22 protein-coding genes, 1 tRNA gene and 1 riboswitch are annotated in these 24,318 nt (G+C 70.8%); of the genes, 12 read left to right on the forward strand and 11 right to left on the reverse strand.

Going from position 1 to position 24,318, the window contains the following annotated elements; all coding sequences use genetic code 11:
* The first annotated feature begins 11 nt into the window (after positions 1-11).
* Positions 12-746, forward strand: coding sequence for a pentapeptide repeat-containing protein (locus BLA60_RS11630; RefSeq protein ID WP_075132825.1), 735 nt, complete (start codon positions 12-14; stop codon positions 744-746).
* On the opposite strand, the gene metH is transcribed toward BLA60_RS11630, so the two are convergent.
* From metH to BLA60_RS11650, 4 genes are all read right to left on the reverse strand, one after another.
* Positions 731-4,342 (reverse strand): methionine synthase, encoded by a 3,612-nt coding sequence (gene metH, locus BLA60_RS11635; RefSeq protein WP_075132826.1) that lies wholly within the window; start codon positions 4,340-4,342, stop codon positions 731-733. The genes BLA60_RS11630 and metH overlap by 16 nt on opposite strands.
* Before the next feature lie 21 nt (positions 4,343-4,363).
* Positions 4,364-4,448: riboswitch (S-adenosyl-L-homocysteine riboswitch) on the reverse strand.
* Between the two features lie 333 nt (positions 4,449-4,781).
* Positions 4,782-6,587 (reverse strand): EAL domain-containing protein, encoded by a 1,806-nt coding sequence (locus BLA60_RS11640; RefSeq protein WP_084734846.1) that lies wholly within the window; start codon positions 6,585-6,587, stop codon positions 4,782-4,784.
* Entirely contained in the window at positions 6,584-7,633 is a 1,050-nt protein-coding gene (locus BLA60_RS11645) for an alpha/beta fold hydrolase (RefSeq protein ID WP_075132828.1), read from the reverse strand. Before BLA60_RS11645 ends, BLA60_RS11640 begins: the two co-directional genes overlap by 4 nt.
* A 26-nt stretch (positions 7,634-7,659) precedes the next feature.
* Positions 7,660-8,979 carry a cytochrome P450 gene (locus BLA60_RS11650; protein WP_075132829.1) on the reverse strand — a complete coding sequence of 440 codons (1,320 nt, stop codon included), beginning with the start codon at positions 8,977-8,979 and terminating at the stop codon, positions 7,660-7,662.
* A gap of 162 nt (positions 8,980-9,141) precedes the next feature.
* Here BLA60_RS11650 and BLA60_RS11655 point away from each other — a divergent pair, with 162 nt between their 5' ends.
* The gene (locus BLA60_RS11655) at positions 9,142-9,960 is read left to right on the forward strand and encodes an SAM-dependent methyltransferase (RefSeq protein WP_075132830.1); all 819 of its coding nucleotides are present in this window, start codon (positions 9,142-9,144) and stop codon (positions 9,958-9,960) included.
* A gap of 85 nt (positions 9,961-10,045) precedes the next feature.
* Positions 10,046-10,387, forward strand: a complete 342-nt coding sequence (locus BLA60_RS11660; RefSeq protein ID WP_075132831.1) for an STAS domain-containing protein — start codon at positions 10,046-10,048, stop codon at positions 10,385-10,387.
* On the opposite strand, the gene BLA60_RS11665 is transcribed toward BLA60_RS11660, so the two are convergent.
* A complete protein-coding gene (locus BLA60_RS11665) occupies positions 10,365-11,840 on the reverse strand; it encodes an aminotransferase class I/II-fold pyridoxal phosphate-dependent enzyme (RefSeq protein ID WP_075132832.1) in 1,476 nt (491 codons plus the stop codon). The two genes, BLA60_RS11660 and BLA60_RS11665, sit on opposite strands and share 23 nt — an antisense overlap.
* 85 nt (positions 11,841-11,925) lie before the next feature.
* Between BLA60_RS11665 and BLA60_RS11670 the strand changes: the two genes are divergently transcribed.
* The 5 genes from BLA60_RS11670 to BLA60_RS11690 are packed head-to-tail and all read left to right on the forward strand — an operon-like array spanning position 11,926 to position 14,834.
* Entirely contained in the window at positions 11,926-13,149 is a 1,224-nt protein-coding gene (locus BLA60_RS11670) for a serine hydrolase domain-containing protein (protein WP_075132833.1), read from the forward strand.
* A 47-nt stretch (positions 13,150-13,196) separates the two neighbouring features.
* Positions 13,197-13,517, forward strand: a complete 321-nt coding sequence (locus tag BLA60_RS11675) for a YbaB/EbfC family nucleoid-associated protein (protein WP_084734847.1) — start codon at positions 13,197-13,199, stop codon at positions 13,515-13,517.
* A complete protein-coding gene (locus BLA60_RS11680) occupies positions 13,514-13,783 on the forward strand; it encodes a hypothetical protein (RefSeq protein ID WP_154814283.1) in 270 nt (89 codons plus the stop codon). The genes BLA60_RS11675 and BLA60_RS11680 overlap by 4 nt, the downstream gene beginning before the upstream one ends.
* A gap of 1 nt (position 13,784) precedes the next feature.
* Positions 13,785-14,108: a hypothetical protein gene (locus BLA60_RS11685; protein ID WP_075132836.1), complete on the forward strand. Its 324-nt coding sequence runs from the start codon at positions 13,785-13,787 to the stop codon at positions 14,106-14,108.
* An 18-nt stretch (positions 14,109-14,126) separates the two neighbouring features.
* Positions 14,127-14,834 (forward strand): hypothetical protein, encoded by a 708-nt coding sequence (locus BLA60_RS11690; RefSeq protein ID WP_075132837.1) that lies wholly within the window; start codon positions 14,127-14,129, stop codon positions 14,832-14,834.
* 4 nt (positions 14,835-14,838) lie between these two features.
* Here the strand turns inward: BLA60_RS11690 and BLA60_RS11695 are convergent, their stop codons facing one another.
* On the reverse strand, positions 14,839-17,847 hold the full coding sequence (locus BLA60_RS11695; RefSeq protein WP_084734848.1) for an AfsR/SARP family transcriptional regulator: 3,009 nt from the start codon (positions 17,845-17,847) through the stop codon (positions 14,839-14,841).
* 156 nt (positions 17,848-18,003) lie between these two features.
* On the opposite strand from BLA60_RS11695, the gene BLA60_RS11700 reads away from it, so the two are divergent.
* From BLA60_RS11700 to BLA60_RS11715, 4 genes are read left to right on the forward strand one after another with little or no spacing between them, the layout of a single operon-like run.
* On the forward strand, positions 18,004-18,351 hold the full coding sequence (locus BLA60_RS11700; protein ID WP_075132838.1) for a VOC family protein: 348 nt from the start codon (positions 18,004-18,006) through the stop codon (positions 18,349-18,351).
* A 33-nt stretch (positions 18,352-18,384) separates the two neighbouring features.
* Positions 18,385-19,242: an AraC family transcriptional regulator gene (locus BLA60_RS11705; protein ID WP_075132839.1), complete on the forward strand. Its 858-nt coding sequence runs from the start codon at positions 18,385-18,387 to the stop codon at positions 19,240-19,242.
* On the forward strand, positions 19,239-19,634 hold the full coding sequence (locus BLA60_RS11710) for a VOC family protein (protein ID WP_075132840.1): 396 nt from the start codon (positions 19,239-19,241) through the stop codon (positions 19,632-19,634). Before BLA60_RS11705 ends, BLA60_RS11710 begins: the two co-directional genes overlap by 4 nt.
* Positions 19,635-19,643: 9 nt before the next feature.
* Complete coding sequence (locus BLA60_RS11715; RefSeq protein WP_075132841.1) at positions 19,644-20,264, forward strand: class I SAM-dependent methyltransferase; 621 nt, start codon at positions 19,644-19,646, stop codon at positions 20,262-20,264.
* A gap of 524 nt (positions 20,265-20,788) precedes the next feature.
* On the opposite strand, the gene BLA60_RS11720 is transcribed toward BLA60_RS11715, so the two are convergent.
* From BLA60_RS11720 to BLA60_RS11740, 5 genes are all read right to left on the reverse strand, one after another.
* Positions 20,789-21,952: a polysaccharide lyase family 7 protein gene (locus tag BLA60_RS11720; protein ID WP_084734849.1), complete on the reverse strand. Its 1,164-nt coding sequence runs from the start codon at positions 21,950-21,952 to the stop codon at positions 20,789-20,791.
* A gap of 72 nt (positions 21,953-22,024) precedes the next feature.
* Positions 22,025-22,882, reverse strand: coding sequence for a terpene synthase family protein (locus tag BLA60_RS11725; protein ID WP_075132842.1), 858 nt, complete (start codon positions 22,880-22,882; stop codon positions 22,025-22,027).
* A 7-nt stretch (positions 22,883-22,889) separates the two neighbouring features.
* Complete coding sequence (locus tag BLA60_RS11730) at positions 22,890-23,432, reverse strand: GNAT family N-acetyltransferase (protein ID WP_075132843.1); 543 nt, start codon at positions 23,430-23,432, stop codon at positions 22,890-22,892.
* Between the two features lie 252 nt (positions 23,433-23,684).
* Complete coding sequence (locus BLA60_RS11735; RefSeq protein WP_154814284.1) at positions 23,685-23,885, reverse strand: hypothetical protein; 201 nt, start codon at positions 23,883-23,885, stop codon at positions 23,685-23,687.
* Positions 23,886-24,150: 265 nt separating this feature from the next.
* Positions 24,151-24,223, reverse strand: a tRNA-Lys gene (locus BLA60_RS11740).
* Positions 24,224-24,318: the final 95 nt, after the last annotated feature.

The following is a 24,318-nucleotide window of genomic DNA, read 5'->3' on the forward strand; positions in this document are numbered from 1 at the left end:
AGCGTGGCGGGGTGACCGAACTGCGAGCGGACTGTGCCAGGTGCGTCGGCCTGTGCTGTGTCGTGCCCGCGTTCGCCGCGTCGGCCGACTTCGCGATCAGCAAGCCGGCCGGCGTGGCCTGTCCGAACCTGCTCGCCGACCACCGCTGCGGTATTCACGACTCGTTGCGGCGCAAGGGTTTCACCGGCTGCACGGTCTACGACTGCTTCGGTGCCGGGCAGCGGGTGGCCCGGCGCGACGACGCGCCAGCCGTCTTCGGCACCATGCGTGACCTGCACGAGCTGCTCTGGTACCTCACCGAGGTCCGCGACCGTGTCCCCGCGCTGCGCGCCGACCTCGCGTCCGCTGTGGACGACACCGAACGGCTCGCCGCCGGCCTCACGCCCACCACGGACATCGGCGCGCACCGGGAACGCGTCAACCAACTCCTGCTGCGGGCCTCGGCGACCCTGCGCGGCCGTGGCCCGGAGCACCGGGGCGCCGACCTCGTCGGCCGCGACCTGTCCACACGGGACCTCCGGCGGGCGAACCTGCGCGGCGCCTACCTGATCGGCACCGACCTCACCCGCGCCGACCTGCGACTGGCCGACCTGATCGGCGCCGACCTGCGCGGGGCGAACCTCGCCGGCGCCGACCTGTCGACATCACTGTTCCTCACCCAGTTCCAGGTCAACGCCGCCACCGGCGACGCGTCGACCCGGCTGCCCGGCCGGCTGACCCGGCCGGACCACTACTCCGGGTCGTAGGCCAGGTTCGGCCGCAGCCAACGCTCCACCTCGGACAGCTCAAGCCCACGGCGCGGCGCGTAGTCCTCGATCTGGTCCCGGTTCACCCGGCCGACGGTGAAGTACTTCGCCTGCGGGTGCGCGAAGATCAACCCGCTGACGCTCGCCGCCGGGGTCATCGCGTACGACTCGGTCAGGTCCAGACCCAACTCCTTGGCGGACAACAGGTCGAACAGCATCTCCTTCTCGCTGTGGTCCGGGCTCGCCGGGTAGCCCAGCGCCGGGCGGATGCCACGGAAACGCTCCGCGTGCAGGTCGGCCAGGTCCGGCTCCACGTCCGGCTCGAACCACGCCCGCCGCGCCGCCAGGTGGATGTACTCGGCGAACGCCTCGGCCAGCCGGTCGGCCAGCGCCTTGACCATGATCGAGCGGTAGTCGTCGTTGTTCGCCTCGTAGCGCCCGGCCAGGTCCTCGGCGCCGTGGATGGCCACCGCGAACCCGCCCAGGTGGTCGCCCTCGGGGGCGATGTAGTCGGCCAGGGACCGGTTCGGCCGGCCCGCCGGCTTCTCCGTCTGCTGGCGCAGCATGGCGAACCGCGTGCCGTCGGCCAGCACGATGTCGTCGCCCTCGGAGTGCGCCGGCCAGAAACCGTAGACGCCGGCGGCGGTGAAGCTGCCGTCCGCGATGATCTCGTCGAGCAACGTGTTCGCGTCGTCGAACAGCTCGCGGGCCACCGGCTGGTCCAGGATCGCCGGGTACTTGCCGCGCAACTCCCACGCCAGGAACAGGAACTGCCAGTCGATCATCTCGCGCAGCTCGGCGATCGACGGCGACACCGTCTTCAGACCGAGGAACTCCGGGGTCGGCAGGTCCTCGAAGGACACCACCTCACGGTTGGCGCGGGCCTGCTCCACAGTCAACAGCGGGCGCCGTTGCTTGTTCTCGTGCGCCTCCCGCAGCTGCGCCTGCTCGGCCCGGTTCTCCGCGTCCAACGTCTCGGCGCGGTCGGGGTCGAGCAGGTTGGAGACCACGCCGACGACCCGCGACGCATCCAGCACGTGCACGGTCGTGTTCTCGTAGGCCGGGGCGATGCGCACCGCCGTGTGCTGGCGGGAGGTCGTCGCGCCGCCGATCAGCAGCGGCAGCTTCTGCCCGCGCCGCTGCATCTCGGTGGCGACCGTGACCATCTCGTCCAGCGACGGGGTGATCAGGCCGGACAGGCCGATCACGTCGGCGCCCTCGGCGACCGCGGTGTCCAGGATGACCGACGCCGGCACCATCACCCCGAGGTCGATCACCTCGTAGTTGTTGCAGCCCAACACGACGCCGACGATGTTCTTGCCGATGTCGTGCACGTCGCCCTTGACGGTGGCGAGCACGACCTTGCCCTGCCCGCGCACCGACTCCGCCTTGCCGGCGGCGCGCGCGGCCTCCTTCTCCGCCTCCATGAACGGCTCAAGGTAGGCGACCGAACGCTTCATCACCCGCGCGCTCTTCACCACCTGAGGCAGGAACATCTTGCCGGCGCCGAACAGGTCACCGACGATCTTCATGCCGTCCATCAGCGGACCCTCGATGACCTCCAGCGGCCGGGGGAACAGCTGGCGGGCCTCCTCGGTGTCGTCCTCGATGAAGTCCACGATCCCGTGCACCAGCGCGTGCGAGAGCCGCTCGGCGACCGTGCCCTCCCGCCAGGTGAGATCGACGGTGCGCTTGGTGCCCGAGCCCTTGACGTTCTCGGCGAAACTGACCAACCGGTCGGTGGCGTCCTCGCGCCGGTCGAACAGCACGTCCTCGACCAGCTCCAGCAGGTCGGCGGGGATGTCCTCGTAGACCGCGAGCTGCCCGGCGTTGACGATGCCCATGTCCAGGCCGGCGCGCACCGCGTGCAGCAGGAACGCCGAGTGCATCGCCTCGCGCACCACGTTGTTGCCCCGGAAGGAGAACGACAGGTTCGAGATGCCGCCGGAGATGTGCACGCCGGGACAGCGCTGCTTGATCCGGGGCAGCGCGTCGATGAACGCCTTGGCGTAGCCGTTGTGCTCGGAGATGCCGGTGGCGACCGCGAGCACGTTCGGGTCGAAGATGATGTCCTCGGCCGGGAACCCGATCTTCTGGGTGAGCAGGTCGTAGGCGCGGGCACAGATGTCGACCTTGCGGTCGGTGGTGTCGGCCTGGCCCTGCTCGTCGAAGGCCATCACGACGACACCGGCGCCGTAGTCGCGGATCTTGCGGGCCTGGCTGAGGAACTGCTCCTCACCCTCCTTGAGGCTGATCGAGTTGACCACGCCCTTGCCCTGCACGCACTTCAGCCCCGCCTCCAGAACAGTCCACTTGGAACTGTCAATCATGATCGGGATGCGGGCGACCTCGGGCTCGGTGGAGACCAGGTTCAGGAAGGTGGTCATCGCCTGCTCGCTGTCGAGCAGGTCGGCGTCCATGTTGACGTCCAGCAGGTTCGCGCCACCGCGCACCTGCTCCAGCGCGACGTCCAACGCGGCCTGGTGGTCGTCGGCCTCGATGAGCCGGCGGAACTTCGCCGACCCGGTGACGTTCGTGCGCTCGCCGATCATCACGAACCCGGTGTCCTCACCGATCGCGAACGGCTCCAGCCCGGAGAACCGGGTGGTCGGGGCCGGCGCGGGCACCTCACGGGGCGCCATCCCCCGCACCGCCTCGGCGATCTTGCCGATGTGCGCCGGCGTGGTCCCACAACACCCGCCGACGATGTTGACCAGGTTCGCCCCGGCGAAGTCCTTGAGCAGCGCGGCCGTCTCGGCCGGCGTCTGGTCGTAGCCGCCGAACGCGTTGGGCAACCCGGCGTTGGGATGGCTGGCGGTGTAGGTCCCCGCGAACTGGGCCAGCTCGGTGATGTGCGGGCGCATCTCCTCGGCCCCCAACGCACAGTTCACGCCCACGACCATCGGCTCGGCGTGCGCGATCGACCGCCAGAACGCCTCCACCGTCTGCCCCGACAACGTGCGCCCGGACAGGTCGACGATCGTCACCGAGATCCACAACGGCAGATCGGGTGCGACCTCACGCGCGGCCGCGATCGCCGCCTTCGCGTTGAGCGTGTCGAAGATCGTCTCGATCAGCAGCAGGTCGACGCCGCCCTCGGCCAGCGCCGAGATCTGCTCCGCGTAGGTCGCGCGCACCTGGTCGAAGGTGACCGCCCGATAAGCCGGGTCCTCCACCTTCGGCGAGAGCGAGAGCGTGACGTTCAGCGGCCCGATCGACCCCGCCACGAACCGGTTGTCGAACTGGTCGGCGGCCTGACGAGCGAGCTTCGCGGCCTCGACGTTCATCTCGCGCACGAGGTGTTGCAGCCCGTAGTCGGCCTGGCCGATCGAGGTCGCGGTGAACGTGTTCGTCGTCGTGATGTCCGCGCCGGCCTCGAGGTACTGGCGGTGGACGTCGAGAACGACGTCCGGGCGCATGAGGTTGAGCAGGTCGGGGTCACCCGTGACGTCGTGGGTGTGCTCGGTGAACCGGTCGCCCTTGTAGTCCTCAGGGGTCAGACCGGCGCCCTGGAGCATCGTGCCCCACGCACCGTCGAGGACGGCGATCCGCTGGGCGAGCAGATCCCGCAGGGCCTGGTGACGATCGCTGTTCATGCGCTACCTCCCAGAGTCTCATCATGGGAGGCGCCCTTACAGCTCTACTGGACTACGGATCGAGCGTGGCGGACCGGCGTGGTCCGTTGCAGCGCCTCTCGACCCGCCCTCAACGATATCGGACCGTGACAAGTACTTGTTACCCGCTTACTCTTCGTCCCACTCCGACCGGTCTCTGTGACGAATGTCACTCGCGACGCCTGTTTGCCTGCTTTGCCGCCAGTCGCGCCCCGAGTTGTCCACAGGCCCGCCACCACCCCTCTGGCCAGCACCTTTGCCGGATAGAATGGCGCTGAGGGGTGCCCCCGGTGAGGGCGGGGGTCTGAGACAAGGGGTTCACGGCGGTTGGAGCAGGTCGGCGGTGGCGGTGGTCGTGTCGGTCACTTCCTGTCATGGCCAGCCGTCCTCCGTTGCTGACGACGGTCCGGCAGGGGCGCACTCAGAAGAGCAACCCGATGTCGCCGGCAGAGCCGAAGCCGGCGGTGTCGATCTGGATGGCCCGCCACCAGTCGACCTCTCCCGCGCCGACGTCGTCCACCCACACCGGCAGCCCGGCCAGGTGGGTCAGGGCGACCAGGCCGGTCAATGCCTTGACCACCAACGATGTCCGCGGACTCCCCACTGCCCGGGACGCCAGGGCCGCGCTCAGTCCCACCGAATGCAGTGGCAGTTCTTCCAGGTACACGATGTCTCCGGCGGCTCCGTCGAAGTCGTGGACGGCCATGCTGACGCCCGCCTCGGCGAGGGCGGTCAGGTTGGTCGCCGCTTGTTCCCGGCCGTGGAACAGCTCCGCCGCGGGCATGGCCAACCGCAACCGCTCCCGGGGCAGGCCGCTGTAGGCGAGGGAGCCCAGGACCGTGTCGACCAGGGTGGGGGCGCTGGACTGGTTGGGGGACAGGCTCACGGTCAGGGGCAGGTCCCGGCCTGACTCCTCGTTCCACGTGCGGAGGCGTTCGCCGGCGCTGCGTAGCAGCCAGCCGTCCAGTTGTTGGCTCAGGCCGGTTCGTTCGGCCAGGTCGATGCACTTGTGGCGGGGCTGGCCGGCTCGTTCGGCCTCCGGCCAGCGGACGAACGCGTCGACCGCCACGGGCTCCAGGTCGGCGAGGCGGACGCGCAGGCGGTAGCCGACTCGGACCTGACCGGTTTCCCACGCCCCGGGCATGATCGCGGCCAGGCGCAGCAACCGCCGGTCGTCGGCGTCGTCGTCGGGTTGGTGGAGGACCCACTGGCCGGGGCCTCGGCGGGTGGCGTGGCGCAGGGCCAGGTCGGCGGCGTGCAGCAACTCCGTGGGGTCGGCGCCGTGCGGCGGGCACTGCACGACACCGGCGTTGGCCGTGGTCGCCAGGCCCGACTCCTCGACGTAGGCCGGTTCGGACAGGGCGTGGTTGAGGCGGTCCACCACCTCGGGGTCGGCGGGGCCCTCACGCAGGATGGCGAAGTGTGCGCCGTCGAAGCGGGCGACCATCGCCGACTCGCCGGCCGCGGTCAGGATGCGGGACGCCGCCGCGCCCAGCAGGCGTTCGCCGCCCTGGCGGCCCAGGCCGTCGCTGACCAGGGGGAAGCCGTTCAGTTCCAGGCGGTAGAGCGTCACCGGGCCCGGGGAGGCGAGCATCTCCTCCAACCTGGTGGTGAAGAACTGACGGTTGGGCAGTCCGGTGAGCGGATCGTGCAGCAGCTGGTGGCCCAGCTGACGCTGCAGCAACGTCAGCTCGGTGTTCACCTCGTTCAGCGAGTTCGCGCGTTCCTGCGCGTCGGCCACCGCCCGGCGGGTGACCTCCATCAGCGCACGGCACATGCTGTCCTGCTGGTCGGCGGTGCGTTTGCGGATCGCCTCGGCGAAGCCGCCGGACAGGGCGCCGATGACGCGGACGACCCGCTCGGTCAACCGGTCGAGGCCGCGCAGGTCGGGGTCGGCCAGCAGCGCGCCGGCGAGGATGTCGACGCTGGTCCGCAGGCTCTTGCGGTCCACGCAGTTCAGCTCGACCAGCCGCACACCGACCTGCTCGACGGCCTCCGCCGCCGCCTCCTCACCCTCACCGGCGACCGCGGCGAACACCGTGTCGACCATCTCGCGCAGCGGGATCTCGAGCTCGGTGGGCACCAGCGGCACGTACGCGGTCATGCTGACCAGGTAGGCCCACTTCCTGGTCAGCCGCACCCTGGCCCGGTCGCGTTCCTCGGGTGACCGGCGCGGACCACCCGCTCTGTGCGAGTCGTCCGGTCGTGACGCCGGTATCGAGGTCATTCGGGGGTGCCGACCGTGGTTTCCGCCCACTCGGCGACGGCGGCGTGGTAGCCGGCGACGTTGGGCGCATAGTTGATCGAGTGCCCGTAGCCGTCGACCACGTACGTCCTCAGCTGGGCTTTCGCGCTGTAGAACGGTTTCTCCGAGCGCGCCAGCGCGCCGGCCGACGAGCAGTCGGTGGCCAGCAGCCGGTTGCAGAACGTCGGGTCACCGGAGCCCATGACGGTCATCACCGGGACGTCGATGCGCCGGCTGTAGGGCAGCACCACGCCGATCAGCGCGCCGTCGACCAGCTCGCCGGGCGACGTGACGTCCTTTGTGGACTCGTCGGCGGCGTCGACCTCGGCGTCGTAGGCGCCGGGGCTGTGCAGCGAGTCGAACCGGGTGCCGGGCGCGGTCGTGAGATAGCCGGGGTCGAGGACGCGGCCGCGGAAGGCGGGGTCGATCGCCGCCGGGACGAACGTGGCGAAGATCGGTACCAGGCCAAGGACGTTGAGCCGGTGGGCCATCGACGTGACCAGCACGCCGTCGACGTCGCGGTAGGTGGCGGCCTCGATGACCGCGACGGCCGACCCCAGCGAGTGCCCGGCGATGATCACCGTGCCGAACCGGGGGCTCCGCTCACCGGCCCGCAGCGACCCGACGACCTGGTGCATCGCGTCGGCCTGGGCGATGGCGGTGAGCAGCACGCTGGGCGGGGACGAGCTGCGTCCGCTGCCGAGCCGGTCGACGGTCAGCGTCGCGTGGCCGGCGCGGTTCATCGCCGCCCGGAACGAGCGGGTGCCCTGGTGGACCGAGGCGTCCCAGTACGTGCGGTTGTACAGGCCGCCGGGAACCAGCAGGTGCACGGTGTCCGCGCCACCGGCGGGCACGCACAGCGTCCCGGACACGGTCTGCGCCAGGTGCAGGACCGTCACCGGGAAACTCAGCTCCCGACAGTTCGGGGCCGGGGCCGGGGCCGCGTGCGCGGCGGCGGGGGTGAGCAGCAGGGAGCACAGCAGGGCGACGAGCGCCGACGCGGCGAGCCGGGCTCGCCGCGGGGACATCCGGGACACGGCGGGATTGGCCTTTCTCAGGTTCTCGGCACGACTGACATCGACAGCCGGGCGGGATAGGCGGTGGAGGTGTACTTCACCCGCAGGGGCCGGTCGGGCACCGGTACGAGCCGCCAGCGGGCGGCGACGGTGGCGATCGTGACCACCATCTCGGTCAGCGCGAACGCGTTGCCGACGCACTGGCGGTTGCCGGCGCCGAACGGGACGAACGCGCCGCGCAGCACGCTGTCGGCCCGCCGCGCGGACCACCGGTCCGGGTCGAACCGGTCCGGGTGGGGGAAGGATCGGGGGTCGAAGTGCAGTGCGTGTGGGCTGATCGTCACCTCGGTGCCGGGCGGGATCGTGGCGCCGGCCAGGTCGACCTCGCTGGTGGTGCGCCGCATCAGGATCCAGATCGGGTACATCCGCAGGGTCTCGTTGATGACCTGGCGGGTGTAGGTCAGCCGGGGGACGTGGTCGCCCGTCACCGGCTGGCCGTCGAGCACCTCGTCGAGTTCGGCGTGCAGCCGGGCCTCCACGTCGGGATGCTGGGAGATCTCGTGGAACAGCCAGGCCAGGGCGAGCGCGCTGGTCTCGATGCCGGCGCTGAGCAGGGTGACGACCTCGTCGTAGGCCTGGTCGTCGGTCATGCCATCGCCGCCGTCGTCGCGGGCCATGAGCAGCATCGACAGCAGGTCGCCCCGGTCGGTGTCCTCGGCGCGCCACCGGGCGATGAGGTCGAGCACCACCGCGCGCATGCGGACGACCGCGTTGTCGAACTGCCGGTTGCCGCGCATCAGCAGTTTCTCGACGAAAGCGGGGGACAGCGCACGGATCATGCCGTGGCGGATCACGATGGGGATGGACTCGCGGGCCTGCTCGATGGCGGCGGTGCCGAACTCGGTGCCGAACAGGGCCTCACCGGTGATGGTCACGGCGAGGGCCTGCATGTCGTCGTTGATCTCGCGGACCTGGCCTGGTCGCCAGGAGCCGGTGAGCCGCTCGACCGCGGCGCGCATGGTGGCGGCGTAGTGCGCGATCCGCTCGCGGTGGAAAGCGGGCTGGATGAGCCGGCGTTGTCGCAGGTGAAAGGCTCCGCTGGAGATTACGATTCCGTTTCCGACGAATGGTCGGAACTTGTCGAACATCGCCCCTTTCTCGAATGCCGAACCGTCGGTGACCAGCACCTGATGGGTGAGTTCCGGGGTCGTGACGAAGTAGATGGGCTTCGCGCCGAGATAGAGCCGAACCAGGTCGCCGTGCTCGCGCAGGGCCGAGGTGAACGCGAACCGCCGACGCAGCATCGCCGGGGTGTGGCCAAGAACGGGCCACTTCCCCGGTGCGGTCCGAACGGCCATGCGCACTCCTTGGCCAGCGATGGGTTGCCAACAGTAGAGGTTATCCAGTTGTAACCGACAGCGGCCGAACGGGTGGCGGCAGGTGACACTTTCGGGTCATTAGGGCATGCTCCACAGTGGCTCCCCACCGAATCACGAATCGGAAAAGCAGGTGTTTCCGCTGTGACGCAGCAGGACTGGGTCCCGCGACTTGTGGACACGACGGCGCCCAGTGGCGCGCGTACCTACGACTACCTGTTGGGCGGCAGCCACAACTTCGCGGCCGACCGCGAGATGGCCGACAAGGTCGAGCAGGCCGTTCCGGGGATCCGTGACGCGGCCAGGCTCAACCGGGCGTTCCTCGGTCGGGCCGTGCGGTACCTGGTCGGCAGGGGCGTGCGCCAGTTCCTGGACATCGGCTCCGGGATCCCGACGGTGGGCAACGTGCACGAGATCGCGCACCAGGAGGACCCGTCGTGCCGCGTGGTGTACGTCGACATCGATCCGATCGCCGTGGCCCACAGCGAGATGATGCTCGCCGGCAACGACCGGGCGACCATCGTGCAGGCCGACATGCGTGATCCCGAGTCGGTCCTGGGATCGCGGACCAGGGAGCTGATCGACTTCAGTGAGCCGGTCGGGTTGCTGTTCCTGCTGGTCCTGCACTGGGTACCGGACGACGCCGACCCGCCCGCGCTGGTCGCCCGCTACCGCGAAGTCTTAGCTACGGGGAGTCACCTGGTCGTCACCCATATGACTGACGACATCCAGCGGGACAAGATCAGTGACGTGGCGGGGATCGTGCGGAGCAGCCGGGGGGACGGGCAGGTCTTCCCCCGGACCAGGGGCGAGATCACGGCGATGTTCGGGGACTTCGAGTTCGTCGAGCCCGGATTGGTGCCGACGGGGACCTGGCGGCCCGGGGGGGCCGGGGACATCACCGACGACCCCGAGATGAACGAGCTGTCCTTCGCCGGGATGGCGGTCAAGCCGACCACCTGAGCGTTCTCCCGGCCCGACGCCACCCCAACAGCGACTCACCAACCGCGTACGCTGGTAGACGGAACCGACCACCGGGAGGCACCACATGGCCACCCTGCACGTCGACCACCACTTCTCCGGCCCGGCGATCATCGTCAAGGCCGCCGGGGACGTCGACCTCACCACCGCGCAGCTGCTCGATGACCACCTCACCGCCGCCGCCACCCTGGCCGACCCCCCGGCGCCGGTCGTCGCCGATCTTCGTGAGGTCATGTTCTTCGGTTCCAACGGCGTCAGCGTCCTGCTCCGCGCCCACCAGCGCTGCCAACGTCACCACACCCCGCTGCACGTCCTGGCCGACCGGCCCGTCACCCGACCGCTGGCGGTCCTCGGTCTGCGTCAGACCTTCCTCCTGTGCCCCACCCTCACCGCCGCGCTGAACCGCTGACCACCCGCACCGTCTCCAGCCGGTGGTCCGCCGGGTCCGGCAGATACATCCCCGCGGCCACCCCGCTGCGCAGGTAGTCGATCACCGGTCGCGTGATGACCTCGCCGGGCAGCAGCGCCGGCACCCCGGGCGGGTAGGGGCTCACCGTTTCGGCGCAGATGCGGCCGGGGGCCCGCGACGCCGGGATCTGTTCGGCGGGGCCGAAGAACGCGTCCCTGGGCAGCATCGCCTGCTCCAGTTCGAGATCACCGGGCGCGGGCAGGTCGATCGGCGGCGCGGCTGGCAGGTCGCCGGCGTGGTCGGCCAGGGAGCGCAGGGCGCGGACGAGACGATCGGCCGTGTCCTGGTCGTCGGCGACGGTGAACTGGGCGGCGATCCGCCGGTGATCCGACACGCCGACGTCGACGTGCTCGTGGGCGCGCAGCCACTCGTTGGCCTGGTAGCCCGACGGCCCCAGGCCGTCCAGGTCGAGGACGGTTTTGAGGGGGTCGTGGTCGACGGACCTGCCGGGGCCGACCAGCTCGGGTGGGCCGAGTACCCGGATCCCGGGCAGGTCGGCGATGGTGGCGCGGGTCTGGTGGGCCAGACGCAGGGTTCGGTCGAGCAGGGCGCGGCCGTGGTGGACCATGTGGCGGCGCCAACCGTCCAGGCCGGCGTAGATGAGGGCGCTGGGACTGGTGGTGTTGAGCAGGTCCGCCCTGGCGGCCAGCACGTCGACGTCCACCAGGTCACCGCGCTGGTGGTACACCGAACCCTGCTCGAACCCGCAGCCCATCTTGTGCACGCTGGTGACGCACAGGTCCGCACCGGCGTCCATCGCCCACGCCGGCAGGTCGGGGTGGAACGGCAGGTGCGCGCCCCAGGCCTCGTCGACGATCAGCGGAACACCGTGGGCGTGGCACACCGACGCCGTGCCGGCGATGTCGCCGCACGTGCCGTAGTCGGTCGGGGTGATCAGCAGCATGCCCTTCGCGTCGGGGGCGCGGTCGAAGGCGGCGCGGACGTCGTCGGGCTCCGGGGGATGGGCGACGTGCTGGTCGGCGTCCCACCGGGGGTGCACCCAGACCGGCTCGACGCCGCTGATGATCAGGCCGGCGACCACCGACTTGTGGGCGTTGCGCGACACCAGCAGCCGCTCGCCGGGGCCGGCGACGGCGAGCATCGCGCTCTTCACCGACAGCGAGCTGCCGCAGGTGGAGAAGAACGCCCGGTCGGCGTCGACGGCCTGGGCCATCAGCTGTTCTGCCTCGGCGAGTACCTCGTGGCGCATCGCGCGGTCGTCCAGGCCGCTCATCATGATCACGTCGGCCTCGAACGCGTCGCGGCCGAGTACCGCCAGGGTCCGGTCGTCGACGCCCCGGCCCTGTTTGTGGCCCGGCGGCAGGAACGACAGGTGCGCCCCCCGGCGATGGGCGTCGATCGCCTCGATGACCGGTGCGCGTGACTGGTCCATCAACCAGACGTTCCCAACGGAAACGTCACGGAAACACTCCGCGGAGTTGCATGCGGGTGTTCCTACGACGACGGAGGAGAACTCTGTGAGCACTTCGGCTGAGGGGACGCGCACGTCGCGTCGGGTCGCGTTGGGGTTGTTGGGGCTGGGGCCGCTGGTGGCCAGCGGCGCCCTCGCGGCGGCCGATTCCTCCGGCGGCACAAGGGTTTCCCGGGACCTGCTGCCGGGCGGCGGCTACGACCGGTTCATTCGGGGGCTGGCCGAGGCGGACCAGTTCTCCGGGACCGTCCTGATCGCCCACCGGGGGCGGACGGTGCTCGCCCGCGCCTACGGCCTGGCCGACCGGGAACGCGGGATCCGCAACGAGATCGACACGATCTACAACCTCGCGTCGGCGTCCAAGCCGTTCACCGCGCTGGCGATCGTCCAGCTGGCGCAGGCGAACCGGCTGCGGTTCACCGACACCATCGGCACCCACCTGCACGACTACCCCGACCAGACGGCCACCACGGTCACCATCCACCACCTGCTCACCCACACCGGTGGCCTGCCCAACCTGGTCGACGCCGACGACAAGCACGTCAACAACAGCGTCGAGGAGGCGACGGCCCGTGAGCACGAGCGCAACCGCCGGGGCACGCCGAGGTTCCCGCCCGGCAGCCAGCACGAGTACAGCTCGGTGGGCATGTCCATCCTGGGTGAGATCGTCGCGAAGGTGACCGGGAGGTACTTCCACGAGTACGTCGCCGAGCACATCCTCCGTCCAGCTGGAATGTCCTCTTCGGACTACTACACCCGCGACGACTGGCTGACCAACCCGAGGATCGCCCACCCGTACATGTATCAGGAGGATGGATCGCGGGTCGACGCGGTGCGGAACCTGGACGCCGGCGCGGTCCTGGGCGGTGGACCGGGCTCCAACGCGGCCAGGGGCTACATCGGCTCGGGCGGCGGTGGCGGGTTCGCCACCGCCGGTGACCTGGTCTCCTTCGCCACCGCCCTGGGCCAGGACCGGCTGCTCACCCCGGCCTTCCGCGAGCTGTACCTGAGCCCGAAGGTGCCCCAGACCCCGCTGCGCACCGAGGCCACCGGCGGCCCCGACCACCCCTTCGGCGCCTACGGGGTCGTCGCCGGCCTCACCCACGGCGAGCAGGTTGTCGGGCACGGCGGCGGAATCGGCGGCGGCAACACCAACTGGTCGATCTACCGCCAGCGCGACCTCGTCGGCGTCATCCTGTGCAACTACGACCTGGACATCCCGCCGATCATCGCCCGGGAACGGGAGGCGGTGTTCACCAGCACCCGATGAGCGCGTCCTGAGACCGTCGCGAGCGGGCCGTCGGCCACCCTTCGGACATGCGACACGAAGTGAACCTGCTGTTCGACCACGCGCGCCGGCTGGCCGAGGTGACCCGGATCGGCCGCGAACTGACCCGTGAGCTGTCCGGCACGCGGTTCACAGCGAACTCCGCCGGCGGCCTGGTCACCGCCCACGTGGACCACACCTCACGGGTACTCGCGATCCAGATCGAGCCGACCGCGCCGACCCGCAACCGCGCCGGCGACCTCGCCGCCCAGACCGTCCAGGCCGTCACCGAGGCACGCGCCGGGGCCGCCGCCGCCCGTCGCCGCCTGGCCACGGCGCTCGCCGGCCCACCGGGGGAGGCGTGGCGGTGAACCACTACGTGTTCCACGACGCGTTCGACGACGATGTCGACGGCGATGTCGAGGGCGACCTCCCCGAGCGGGACGGCACCACCGCCGGCTACGCCACCCGCGTCGAGATCGCCGGCGGCCTGGGCCGGGTCGGCGTCCAGGGCGACGACCTCGCCATCGACCTCGACGAACAGGCCATCCGGACAACACCGGCCGACCGGATCGGCGACCACCTCACGCGCGCCGTGAACACGGCCTTCGACGCCGACACCCCGCACAGGAGATGACGTGGCAGAGGACTTCCGGGTCGTACCCGACGCGCTGGTCAGGTTGGCCACCGCGCTCAGGAAGGCCGCCGACTCCTGGAACAGCGTCGCCTCGACGGTCGACGGAATGCGGATGGGGGTGCTGGACCTCGGGATGCTCGGCGAGGCCAAGGACTACCCCGCCCGCTACAACACCATCAAGGACCAGGTCCACGACGTGCTCGACGACGGCGTGACCGTGTGGCAGGACATGGCCACGGCGATGGACGCCGTCGCCCAGACCTACCTGGCCAAGGACGCCGAGTGGTACGAGCAGTTCGGCTACCTCGCCGACTCCCAGAACTGAGCCAGGAACGGAGCCCCGATGACCTCCCCGGTCTCTCCCGGTGAACTGAAACACCTGACCCCCGAACCGTTCCCCGACAGCGATGCCGAGACCCTGCGGGACAGGGCGGCCTACGTCGACTCGATCGTGGTGCTGCTCAACCCCGCGGCCGCCACCTTCGAAATCGCCATCCTGGCCACCATGGACACCATCCGCACGTTCCTCGGCGACTGGACGGTCGCCAGGGACATCGGCATCGGCTGGGCGGAACTGTCCACGGCGTCGTTGACGGTCAAGGAAACCCTGGAGGACGAACGCAACAACGTCGACTTCTACTGGGACGGCGGCGCGTTCGACGCGTTCTCCAACTACCTGGAGGACATCTTCGAAAGGGTCGTCACCACCTCGGACAGGATGACCGAGATCGGCTCCCGGGTCGCCGAGGCGATCATGCTCGTCCACACGACCTACAGCGACGTCCTGCGCTTCATGTCCAGCACCGCCGCCAACGTGGTCAACATGTCCTCGGTCGTGGAGGTCTGGGAACTCGGCAGCGCGCTGTCGGAGTTCGTCAGGACCGTCGGTGACCTGATCGCCGACGCCGCCCTCGTCATGGGTGGCTACGAGGAGAACCTGACCCAGATCGAGATCACCGCGACGACCTTCCCGCCGCTGCCCCACCAGCAGTCCTCGTTGGACAACATGGCCAAGACCGGCGGTTGGGACGTCGCCGAGGCCACCGGGTGACCGGTCAGCCGGTGAGTTTCGCGTCCAGCTCGGCCACGTCCGGCAGGTCCAGCTCCTGGTAGATCGCCCGCGCCAGCTCCCAGTGCGTGCGCGCCTCCGCCCGGCCGAGATCGGCGTAGACGTCGCCGAGGCCGGTGTGCGCCCGCGCCAGCTCGTCGCGGTAGCGGGCGGCGGTCGCGGTCTCCACGGCCTCCCGGTGCAGCCGCAGCGCCCCGGTCCGCGCGCCGAGCGCCGCCTGGGTCTCCGCGAACCGGTTCAGCGCCTCCACCAGCAGAATGTTGTCGCCGATGGCCCTGGCCACCGCCACCGCCTGCTCGTGCTGGCGCCACGCCGCCTCCGGGTGGCCCAGCCGGCGGTAGCTGACCGCCAGCACGTACCGCGCCTCCACCTCGGCGCCCCGGTCGTCGCTCTCACAGGCCAGCGACACCGAGCGGCGCGCCGCCTCGATCGCCGCCTCGGGATCACCCCGCCCCAGATGCGCCCTGGCGCACCCGCACAGCGCCGCCGACTGGATGGCCAGGTTGCCGGCCCGCTCGGCGACCTCCAACGCCTCGTGGAAGAGCCGGGTCGCCTCGGCCCGCTCGCCCAGCCGCCAGCGCAGCACACCCAGGTTGTACAGCGGGACGACCAGCATGCCGGTCTGGGCCAGCTCCCGGTAGAGCGCCAACGCCCGCGCCACCGCGTCGGCCGCCGCGCGCAGCCGGCCGGCGGTGAACAACGCGATCGCGATGTTGTTGAGCGCCGTGGCCTCCAACGCCCGGTCGCCGATCGCGTTGGCCAGCACCAGCCCCTGCTGGCAGGCCACCAGCGACGACTCCGCCCGGCCGAGCTGTTTGCTGGCCACGCCCTGGTGGATCAACGCCCGCGCCTGCGCTGCCCGGTCCCCGAGGGCCCGGGCGGCGACCCGGCCGCGTTCGTGCACACCGAGCGCCTCCTCGTGGAACCCGCCCATCGACAGGTAGCGCCCGATCACCCCGGACAGCGACGCCGGGAACTCCGCCCAGCGCAGCTCCGCGGCGTGCTCCACGGCCAGCAGCAGGTTCGCCCGGTCGGCGTCCAGCCAGGCGACCGCCAGGTCGTGGGTGGACAGGTCGGGGGTCACCAGGTCGGTGCCGGCGACCGTGGGGCGCACGGCCGCCGCGTAGGGCGCGACGGCGTCCATGGCCCGCGCCGCGCAGCGCAGGTAGTGGTCGAACAGGCGGGCCAGCGCCGCGTGCCGGTCGGCCTCCGAGTCGGTGGCCACCGCCAGGTCGGCGGCGTACGCGCGGAGCAGGTCGTGCTGGCGCAGCCGGCCGTCCTGGGTCTGCTCCACCAGATTCGCCCTGATCAGCTCGTCGAGCACGCGGCGGGTGCGGGCCAGCGGGGTGCCGGCCAGCGCGGCCAGCGCGTGCACGTCCAGATCGCGGCCCCTCGGCAGGCCCAAGCGCCGGAACAGGCGCCCGGCGGGATCGCTCAGATGCTTGTAGGACCAGGAGAACACCGCGCCGACGGCCGTGCTCGGGTCACCGTCGATGCTCAACCAGTCCAGCTGCCCCTGCTCCTGGGCGAGTTCGGCGACCAGCCCGGCGACGCTGGTGGTGGGGTGCGCGCGGACCAGCTCGGCGGCCACCCGCAGAGCCAGCGGCAGCCGCGCGCAGCGGTCGATCAGGGCGCGGGTGGCCGCCGGTTCGGCGCTGGCCCGGTCGCCGAGCAGCGACCGCACGAGCGTCTCGGCCTCGGCGGTGGGCAGCCGGTCGAGCATGATCCGGTGGGCGTCCTGCATCGCGACCAGCCCGGCCAGCGCGTCACGGCTGGTGACCAGGACGAACGCCGGTGGGCCGCCCGGCAGCAGCGGCCGGACCTGCTCGGTGCTGGCGGCGTTGTCCAACACGACCAGCATCCGCCGGCCGTGCAGCAGCGTGCGGAACCGGGCGGCGCGTTCGGCCAGGCGGTGCGGGATGGCGGCGCCGTCGACCCCGAGCGCGCGCAGGAACCCGGCGAGCACGTCCCCGGCCGACGCCGGCTGCCGCGGGCTGTAGCCGAGCAGGTCGGCGTAGAGCTGGCCGTCGGGGAAACGGTCGCGGACCTGGTGGGCCCAGCGCAGCGCGAGGGTGGTCTTGCCGACGCCCGCGGTCCCGGAGATCACCACCACGGGCGCGGTGTCGTCCCCGGTGTCGTCCCCGGCGCGCTGCTGGTCGTCGAGGTCGGCGAGCTCGTGGTCGCGGCCGACGAACGTGCGCACCCGGCGGGGGAGCTGCGCGGGGACCTCGGCGCGCTGGACCGGCGGGGTGCCCCCGGCCGGCGCGATCGGTTCGCCGGCCAGCACCCGCGCTTCCAGCTCGCGCAGCTCGGCGCCCGGCTCGATTCCCAGCTCCTCGACCAGGTTGCGGCGGATGGTGCGGTAGGCGGCCAGCGCGTCGGCGGGCCGCCCGCACCGGTGCAGCGCGGTGATCAGGACGCCGTGCAGGCGCTCGTCGAGGGGGTGGCGGGCGGCGAGGTCGACGAGTTCGGGCAGGACCTCAGCGTGCCGGCCGGCGCCGATCTCGGCCCGGTACAACAGACCCAGCCCGGCGAGGCGCCGTTCCCCGAGCCGGCGCGCCTCGTCGGCGACCAGCAGCAGGTCCAGTCCGCCGTAGGGTTCGCCGCGCCACAGACCCAGGGCCTCGCGGACCAGGGCGGCGCAGCGCACGGGGTCGGTGTCGGCGAGTTCGGTCGCCTGGTCGAGAAGGTCCTCGAAGGTCTGCGCGTCCAGCTCGCCCGGCCGCACGGTCAGCTGGTAAGCGTCCTGTTCGAACACCAGCCGCGCGGGGTCGCCGACGAGCGTGCGCAGCCGGGAGACGTGCAGTTGCAGCCGCCGCGCCGCGCCGGTGCGTGCGTCGCCCGGCCACAGCGCGTCGACCAGGACGTCCACGGACACGGGGGTGTTGCGCCGGATGAGCAGCACACCGAGCAGGGTCCGCGCGAGGCGTCCGGACAGCGGGGCGGACTCCTCGTCCTGCCGGACCCCGATCGTCCCGAACACCACGAACTCCATGAACACCTTCCCAGCGGGTTCACCGGAGTGTAGAAGACCCGTGATCCGCGTCCGGGTGATCACGGTGCGCGACCAGGGGGAACGCGTCCCCACGACCACCGGGGGACCGCCGATCCGTCCAAGCCACCGGCCGGGTCGGGATGGCACGGTGGCGGCATGATCACACGAATCATTCCCTATGCCGGCGGCCGTGACCTGGACGCCTCCCGCGACTTCTACGTCGACGTGCTCGGCCTGGAGGTGACCATGACCGACCCGGTGCTGGGCCTGCGTTCGCCGGACACCCCGGCCGCCCAGGTCATCGTCACTCCACCTGGGACACCGAGCGCGGACCTCGGCATCGACGTCGGCACCCCGGCCGCCGTCGACCAGGCCCACGCCGAGGTGCGCCGCCGTGGCCTGCGCGTGACCTACCCGTTGACCGACGAACCGTGGGGCGTGCGGCGGTTCTTCGTCGAGGATCCAGGTGGGACGGTGGTCAACGTGCTCGCGCACCTGTCGTGAGCTTTCGTGGCGTGTGCGAGCTACCGTGGCGGTGTGCAGGCCGAGTTCGTGAGCGTTCCGGGTCTCGCGCCGGACGCCGTCGTGTCGGCGGTGGGGTACCGCATCGCCGGTGCGACACCGGTGACCCACCGGGGCCTGCCCTCCCCGTCACTGACCGTGGTGTTCAGCCTGGACGACCCGATCGTCACCGGCCTGTCGCCGGCGCACGCGCACGGCCCGGGGGCCTACCGCAACCAGATCGTCGTCGGCGGCCTGCACACCAGCCCCGCCTACATCGCCCAACCGCCGGTGCAGGCCGGTATCCAACTGGCCGTGCGCCCGCTGGCGGCCAGGGAGCTGTTCGGCGTCCCGGCCGGTGAACTGCGCGCCCTGACCACCGAGGGTGCCGACATCCTCGGCGCGTCGGCGTCGAGCCTGCGTGAACAACTGGCCGAACTGGACACGTGGCCCGAACGGTTCGCCGCCCTGCGCGGCTATCTGCGCGACCGCCGCGACGGGCGGGTCCGCGAGCCGCGCGCGGAGGTGGCGGAGGCGTGGCGCTGGATCGCCTGGCACCGGGGGACGGGTTCGATGGCCGGCCTCGCCAACCACGTGCTGCTGAGCCAACGCCAGCTGACCACGGTGTTCCGCCAGGAGATCGGCCTGTCGCCCAAAGCGGTGTCCCGCCTGATGCGCTTCGAGTACACCAGACAGCGGATGGCGTCCCTCGTGCGCGCGGCGCAGCCGCTGGACCTGGCCGGTATCGCCAGCGCCTGCGGCTACTTCGACCATTCCCACCTGGTCAGGGATTTCCAGCAGTACACCGGCACGAGCCCGACCCGCTGGCTCACCGAGGAACGCCAAAACATCCAAGCCGGCGCCCACCAACGCGCGCAAGACTGGCCGTCATGAACACACCGAACAAGACCGTCTGGCCCACCCTGCAGGCCAGGAACGCACCAGCCCTGATCGACTTCCTGGTCAACACCCTCGGCTTCGAGAAGACAGCCGTCTACGCCGACGGTGACCTGGTCGCCCACGCCCAACTCGACTGGCCGGAAGGCGGCGGCGTCATGCTGGGCTCCCACCGCCCCGGCCGAGCCTGGACCCGCGAGCCGGGAACCGCCGGCATGTACGTGGTCACCGACGACGTCGACGCACTGTACGAGCGCGTCAGGTCCTCCGGCGCGACGATCGTCAGCGAGCTGGCCGACCAGGACTACGGCAACCGCGAGTTCAGCATCGCCGACCCCGAGGGCAACTACTGGTCCTTCGGCCACTACCGGGGAGAACCCCGCCGCTAGGTTGGACCGATGCCGTCCCCGACCCAAACCTCCTACAACACGGTGGCCGCCAACTACGCGGACCTCACGCGCGACGCCCTGTCGCACCACCCCTACCTCCGCACAGCACTGGCACACCTGGCCGAGGAACTACGCGACGCCGACGCACCCGTTGCCGACGTGGGCTGCGGCCCCGGACACGTGACGGCACACCTGAAGGCGTTGGGCGTCAACACCTTCGGCCTGGACCTCGCACCCGGAATGATCGACGTGGCCCGCCGGGAACACCCCGACCTCGCCTTCCTGGTCGGTGCGATGCCAACCCTGCCGCTGGCGACCGGCTCGGTCGCCGGCGTGCTGTCCTGGTGGACCCTCATCCACCTCCCGGACGACGTGATTCCCCTGGCACTCGAGGACTTCCACCGCGTCCTGCGCCCCGGGGCACCACTGCAACTGGGCTTCCACACCGGCGACGAGGTGCGACTGAAGACCTCCGGCTACGGCGGCCTGCCGATGGAGGTCCAGGTGCACCGACGCCCACTGACACGGGTCAGCGGGTGGCTGTGCGATGCCGGATTCGCGGTGGAGGCGGAGATCCAACTCAACGGGGACTCCCCGTCGGGAATGCTGTTCGCCCGGCGACAGAGCTAGACGCCCACCCCCGCTCGCCGGGAAGGGATCAGCCAACCCGGCAGCCGCGACGAAACGCAACGGTCCAGGCCCAAACCGTCCCGCGAGCTTCGAGGCCCGCTGCCCCGAGCGCCATCAGGTCAGGGCTGGGGTGGGCCTCCGCCCCCCGGTTGCCAGCCTACTCGCGGGCACCGACGGTTCCTGGAAACCAAGCTGGGTACCGTGACCATTGGTCGACTGCCCAGCTGAACCACTTCCGGTCGTCGGCCGGGCAGCGAACCGTCCTTGTGGTACCCACCCGCCCCGACCATATTCCGGCCTTGACCGAAACCTGCGCGCTCTGCGTCCGCGTCGCCGGGCGGCTGTCCCGGGTCCGCGTCACCAACGGCGCGGTCACCGACCTCGGCGCGTTCCCTACCGCCTGTGCACCGTCCTGGCGGACGGCCGGGTGGCGATGTCCGCGCAGGCCAGCCTCCACCTCTGGCGGCCGCCGCGCTGACCGGTGCCCGCCCGGGGCCGTCGCGCCCCGGGCGGACCCGGGCGGATCAGTCGGTGTGGGTGACGGTCAGGCCGTAGATCTCGACCTCGCCGTAGTTGCCCGAGCTGCACGGGGAGGCGTTGCCGCAGTTGGCCTGCGTGTAGGCGCCGGCCTTGAAGTAGCCGCCGGTGAAGCTCTTGGACAGGGTGGCCTTGAGCTCGTTGTTGTAGTACGCGCGGATCTTGCCGTCGCTGACCACGAACTTGGCCTGGAACCGGGTGCCGGTGACGTACTCGTCGGTGATGAGGGTGTGCTTCTCGTTCTCGTCGGTGACGTAGAGCTTGCTGCCCTCCAACCGGAACACCGACAGGTCGTCGCTGTCGTCGTGGATCTGGCCGGCGACGACGTTGGGCCGGCCCTCGGGCGTGGCGGTGATGGCCTGGTCGATCACCATCGTGTGCGTGCCGGACGTGGACGACCAGTCGGCCATCTCCTGCCCCGAGTCGGTCATCTCCCGCAGCTCCGAGCGCGGATAGTTCGAGCCGCTGGTGGTCACCCCGTTGACGGCCGCGCGGAACTGGACCGCCGCGCAGTCGTCGGTGGCACGGAACCACGGGTCGATCGAGTAGGTCGCCAGCTCCGGCTGCCTGATGTTGAGCGGACTCTCCTCCTCGCCGATCGGCAGGCCGATGTACCAGTTCCGCAGGTCCAGCACGTCGGCCGGGTAGGCGCACTCGTCGCCGCCCCCGCCGCCGTCGGCCGCGTTGACCGTGGTCTCGGTGATGGAGGTCCAGTCGTTGACCGGGTTGCCGTGGCCGACGATCCGGACGTAGCGCGCGGAGCGGTCGGCGAAGTCGTGGTTCTCCAACTCCAGCGTGGCGCCGCTGGTGTCACGCCGGGAGAGCACGGTCGTCCACGACGACCCGTCGGCGGAAAGCCGGATCTCGAAGCTGGAGGTCCGCTCGTCGCCCTTGTGCCAGGCCAGCGACACCGAGCCGACGGTCCGCGCGGACCCGAGGTCGTACTCGATCCACACGCCGTCGCCCTCGTCGGACCAGCGCGTGTCCAGATCGTTGTCGAGGGTGTTGGCCGGCACGTTGCCGTCGTCGCCGCTGGCCCGCACACCGGTGACCGGCAGCGGATCCCCCTCCGCCAGGGCGACCGTGTCGGCGACCCCCACCAGTCCGGCCGCGAGCACCAGGGTCAGACCCGCTAGACAGGCTCGTTTCATCTCAGTTCTCCGTGGCATGTCGGTGGCATGTCGGCGCGTACGGTAACGACGGCGCCACGGGAGCCCTCCCCGCTACGGCGGCGTCAGGGTCCGCAGATCGGTGCCCTGATAGACGCCGATGGCCCACTCCGACAGCCGAACGACCCCGACCGCGGGCAGGAAGTCGCTGGTGAGCAGTGGTTCCAGGCGGCGTCGCATCGCGGTGAGACGCTCGGCGACCCGGCCGCGTACCCAGTCGGCGGTGACGCCGTCGTACATCAGGATGTTGTTCTGGCCCGGCTGGTCGCGTTCGCGGTCGATGGTCGCGAGGTCGTTGGCCAGCCGCACCGCCATCGACAGGTCGTCCACGGCCGGGACGAGCACGTCGAGGTGCGCGGGGAGGTCGGGGCCGCCGTAGGCCACCCAGCGGGGCAGGTTCACCAGCCACAGCGAGATGCTGTCGGCGTGGTCGAGGTACTCGGCGACGGTGCCGCGTTCTCGGGTGCGGCCGGCGACCCAGTCGTAGCGGTGGCCGCGCAGGCAGCTGGCGAACTTCGCCTGCCACAGCGTGTCCAGCGGTGGGTAGCCGGGCAGGCTGGTCAGCTCCTGGTTCCAGGCGGACAGGCTGGTCAGCAGCGGGTGGCTGGTGTCGGCCTGCCCTGTCCGGACGACGGCCAGACAGCGGTCGACGAGGTCGTCGGCGTCGGTGGCCCGCAGTTCGAGGTGGTCGTCGAGGGCGTAGGCCCAGGCGGCCATGCGGGTGGGCAGCCGCAGCTGGTCGGCGCTGGCCCACGGCCCGACGACCGCCGCCCCGAACGCGAGGCTCACCAACGGCAGGTCGTCGTGGCCGGGCAGGGCGGCAGCGGTCCACTCCCGCAGGTCGGCGAGCACCGCGCCGGCGACCTTCAGCAGCGGGACGCACTGTCCGGCGTCCGGGTAGGGAAGCGTCACGGTGTGGTCACCGGTCCCGGCGGAGCAGCCCGAACACCCACGAGTCGGACACCTCGCCGTTCACCACACAGTTCTCCCGCAACGTCCCCTCGCGCACGAAGCCGATCTTCTCAAGGACCCGGGCGGAGGCCACGTTGCGGGTATCGGTCTCGGCCTGAACCCGATTCAGGTCCAGGGTGTCGAAGGCCCACCGCAGCACGGCCCGCGCGGCTTCCGTGGCGTAACCGTGACCCCACATCGCCGCGTCGAGCACATAGCCCAGTTCGGCGCTGCGGTTGTCCGCGTCCCAGCCGGTCAGAGCACACCAGCCGACGAAGGCCCCGTCGGCGCCGCGGTCGATGGCCAGCCGCGCGCCGGTGCCCTCCTCGGCCATCCTGTGGCTGACCGCGACGAAGCGATCGGCGCGGGCCCGCTCGCTCCACGGCGGGGAATCCCAGTAGCGCATCACGTGGGCGCTGCTGTGCAGCGCGAAAAGACGGTCGCCGTCGGCGCCGGTGACCGGCCGCAACCGCAGGCGATCGGTGTCCAGGACGGGGGTGGTCAGGGGCATGCGAGCCATTGTGTGGCTTCCGGGACCGGCAGGACACCGAGTATTCGCTCCCGACCGGCCACAACGGACGGTCCCCGACGGTGCGCGAACACCACACCGCAGGTCAGTCGTATCGCTGACGGTACGGCACAGGAACCGGGAACTGCTGGTAGACGTGCTCGGCGAACCGACGACGAGCAGGCGGCGGTGCCGACCGGTGCTCCGTCGCCGTGACCACGGTGAAGCCCGCTAACGGGGCCGCCGAGCCGTCGTTCACGTGAGTGTCGCTCGCCAGCCGATATACGGCTTCCGCAGGCCCCAGACCAGGTCGTTGCTCGCGGGGTTCTCCGGTAGGTCCCCGGTCGTCAGCCGATGGAGGAAATCGACCATGCCCATGTCGAAGTGGACGAAGTCCGGGGTTTCCTGCCGTCTCCACACCACGACCGGCCACTCGTCCGCCAGGGCGGAGGTCATGATCCAGCCGTACAGGTCGGGTTCCTTGTGGCCCACGCCCCAGGCCAGGAGCTGCTCCGGCGCATCCAGTCCCGGGATGACTGCTCGGCCGACATAACCTCACGGAGACTGGTGAACCCCGACACGTGGTTACTCCTCGTGGATCCGTGAAGGTCTCGAAGTCACGATCCGCCCTACCGATCGCGGTGCTGGTGCCCTGTCCCAGAAATAACTACGGCCGGCCCTGCGATGCTGCATCAGCAACCTCGCAGGGCCGGCCAAAAGGTACGCCGCCAGGGACTCGAACCCCGAACCCGCTGGTTAAGAGCCAGCTGCTCTGCCAGTTGAGCTAGCGGCGCCCGTCTGGAGGTTGCCCCCCACCGTGACGGCGAAACCGTAGCACGGCTCCCGGAGGCCACCGAAACCGGATTCCCTTTCGCGACCTGCACCCATC

It is taken from the genome of Actinophytocola xinjiangensis, from assembly GCF_001921215.1.
Lineage (GTDB): Bacteria > Actinomycetota > Actinomycetes > Mycobacteriales > Pseudonocardiaceae > Actinophytocola > Actinophytocola xinjiangensis.